Here is a 2,826-nt window from a genome sequence, read left to right on the forward strand (position 1 = left end):
TGTTCGTACTATTATCACCCGTGTGAATATTCATTCCGCCGGTTGATGTCTCTACCATCGCTTTGCAATAAGGGGCTGGCGTATCACAACTATATGCCCAAGCCGACCCCGCAAATAGACCGGATATAATTAGGGTAAAGTATTTTTTCATTCTGACTTACTGGCATTTTGCCGTGCCGAGATTGATCCATTCACCGGTTTTACGGAGTTTATCAATATCAATTACACGGACTAAAACGTCTTTCCCTGTAAAGCCGTTTTCGGCTAATACAAGGCAAACGTATTGGGCGTAGCCGTCTCGCTTTGTACCGTCATCTTTTACCCCGACTTTAAATACAAAGTCTGATGTCCAAACTGCGTCTTTAACCTTCGGTTCTTCATCGCTTAAAAAGATTTGTTTTACTTTTTCACGGTTTGTGTCCAAATCATCTGCCATTGCCGGAAAGGCAAAAAGCGTTAGGCTGAGTAAAGTAAGTAGTTTTTTCATTTTATTCCTCCACGCTAAAATCGACCGGTTTCCATTCGACTTTTTTAAAAGTTAAATAGCTTAACCCGCCCATATTTTTGAAGACTTTTAATTGAAGAGTAATATCACCAACATTGCTCGTAATTTCTACGATGTCTTTTTTCTTCATCTGTTTCCCAGCTTTTTCAACCATTTTATTGATTTCTTTAAATGTTTTATCTGGGTTTGGCATAACGAAGCTACTTACTCCAAAACCTGCAACAGTATCTATAATAATTTTAGGTTCACTGACCATTCCGAATTGTAAGGATAAGGACTCTACATTATTTTGACTGTTTCCTATGCCCTCAATCATTACAATTTTACTTAATTTAATATCGTAGGCTTTTTTGCCGTTTGTTAAATCACGGGGTTCAATAGAGGTGATTATGTCAGCCATTGCTAATCGTTCTTGGATAATTTTCATATCAATGTTTAGCGGAATAATCACTTCTTGTTTAGGTATATCTATTTTACCTGTGCTTAATGCTTTGAAAATAAAATCACTATATTTGTTATTATTAAATTTACTTGCTAATTTAGAAGGGGATAAACCGATAATGTTATATTTTTCTTGTTCATTGAAATTAACAAGTTGATCAAACGATTTAGCAGGACTGAAGTTTTGTAATACAGTTAATGCCCTTTCTCGTGTAATTTTAATTTTGCGATTAAATTTTTTATGTAGTGGTTTTTCGGTTTTTATATCTACCGGCAACATTTCTAATATGAACTCATTAATATTAGTATGAGTAAATATTTTATAAATAGCAGAGATAAATTCTTGTTCAATCATTTGAACTGTATCTTTATCATCTTCTAATTTAAAAATATTAGGGTTTAGCTGAATATGTAATGGGTTTTCAGAAATAACTTTAATATTATTATCTTCTTTATCATATGACGAAAATGCAACGAACATATCAGGCACATTATTAAAAATAACAGTGCCTTTTTCATTTTTTGTAAATGCAATATTCTCAATCACACTTTCAGGTTGGGCTGCTTGAATTTTAGGTTCTTCAACAGTTACTGTTTGAGTTTGATCGCTTGATGTAGTTTGTTGTGTGGTTTCATCATCACAACCGACTAGAAGTAAGCCCAATATTGAAAGTGTGAGTAACTTTTTCATTGGCAATTTCCTTTTAACTAAGATTTAGATTTATTTATACCAATCACAGTGCCTACGGCATCACCGTGAAAGACTTGATTATTATTCTGCCCATTTCCGCTTGCGGTTTGGATCACTTCAGCACTTTTGGATTCCCAAAGTGAGTTGAAATCACCTTTTACTAGCCCAGCTTCCAACATCGTCATATATGTAATAGCACTTGTTTTTTGTCCTTCCTCTTTTAATTTATTAAAAGCAAGTAAAGCAACTCGTTCTAGAGCATCTAGTTGTTCTTTAGAACGTTCTCCTGTAAATAAATAATTGATATCACCACCAATTCGAGCAAAGGAAAGAAGAAAATCTGAATTAGCAGCTCTTTCTCCTTTTTCATAATGGTTGTAAGTCCGCTTAGAAATTCCACAAGCATTAGCCATTTCTTCTTGGGTAAAACCTAGACGAATACGCTCATTTTTCAAAAAATCAGAAAATTGCAACATTATTCAATATTTCCTATTGCAAGTTGCACTATTGTGCAATAAAATAATCTCAAACAAAATAAAACCGATCAAAATGGATCGTTTTTAGAAAATGAGCTAACGATAGCAATAAATACAAGGGGTGTCTAGATGGCAAAAAGTGATCTTGCTCACAAATCAGGAAGAAAAATCCGTCCTACTCGTGAGGTGTCTGTGGCGTTTCATATGACATTAAATGTTGAAGAAGGGGAGGCTTTCGAGAAAGAGCGTGAGCGTTTAGGGTTAGCAACAAAAGCAGCGTTAGGTCGAGTGTTAATCCGCAAAGCCCTAGGGCTGTCGGAGTAGGGGGAGTATGCGAGAGCAAAATCAAAAATGCCCTGACTGTGCAGGGCAATGTAAATCTAGCGGTGGGTGTCCACAACCTGTTGTGCTAATTGCCGGCAATGCTGTGCTTGTGCTACCGAATCAATCATCTGCTGAATATATTGGCGACCTTGTTCGTCATCTTCACTTAGCGTCTGAAAAAGAGTCTGTAATTTCTGCTGCTGTTGGGCAAGCAATTGCTCAAGCAAAGGAAAAGAAAGGTGAGTCGGCACGCTTTGCATTAAGAGATTGAGGATAATATGGAAAAACAAAATCAAAAATGCCCTGCGTGTGCAGGGCAAGGGGAAATTAAGAGCGGGTTGGAAACAACAGGGCTTCCACATCGGTTGCCGCCTGTTGAAGTGCCGAAT

Annotated in this window: 5 protein-coding genes; 1 reads left to right on the plus strand and 4 read right to left on the minus strand. The window is 36.6% G+C overall.

Annotated features, from left to right (window positions below; genetic code table 11):
- Positions 1-157: 157 nt before the first annotated feature.
- The 3 genes from RO21_RS05570 to RO21_RS05580 are packed head-to-tail and all read right to left on the minus strand — an operon-like array spanning position 158 to position 2,113.
- Positions 158-487: a hypothetical protein gene (locus tag RO21_RS05570; protein WP_157019641.1), complete on the minus strand. Its 330-nt coding sequence runs from the start codon at positions 485-487 to the stop codon at positions 158-160.
- A 1-nt stretch (position 488) separates the two neighbouring features.
- A complete protein-coding gene (locus RO21_RS05575) occupies positions 489-1,637 on the minus strand; it encodes a hypothetical protein (protein WP_047976809.1) in 1,149 nt (382 codons plus the stop codon).
- Between the two features lie 17 nt (positions 1,638-1,654).
- Positions 1,655-2,113: a helix-turn-helix domain-containing protein gene (locus RO21_RS05580; protein ID WP_084724256.1), complete on the minus strand. Its 459-nt coding sequence runs from the start codon at positions 2,111-2,113 to the stop codon at positions 1,655-1,657.
- A 129-nt stretch (positions 2,114-2,242) separates the two neighbouring features.
- Here RO21_RS05580 and RO21_RS05585 point away from each other — a divergent pair, with 129 nt between their 5' ends.
- On the plus strand, positions 2,243-2,437 hold the full coding sequence (locus RO21_RS05585) for a hypothetical protein (protein WP_047976810.1): 195 nt from the start codon (positions 2,243-2,245) through the stop codon (positions 2,435-2,437).
- Positions 2,438-2,493: 56 nt separating this feature from the next.
- Here RO21_RS05585 and RO21_RS05590 read toward each other — a convergent pair whose 3' ends face one another.
- Positions 2,494-2,733, minus strand: a complete 240-nt coding sequence (locus RO21_RS05590) for a hypothetical protein (RefSeq protein ID WP_047976811.1) — start codon at positions 2,731-2,733, stop codon at positions 2,494-2,496.
- Between the last annotated feature and the right edge of the window lie 93 nt (positions 2,734-2,826).

Origin of the sequence: Muribacter muris, assembly GCF_001038205.1 — a bacterium.
In the GTDB taxonomy this organism is placed as follows: domain Bacteria; phylum Pseudomonadota; class Gammaproteobacteria; order Enterobacterales; family Pasteurellaceae; genus Muribacter; species Muribacter muris.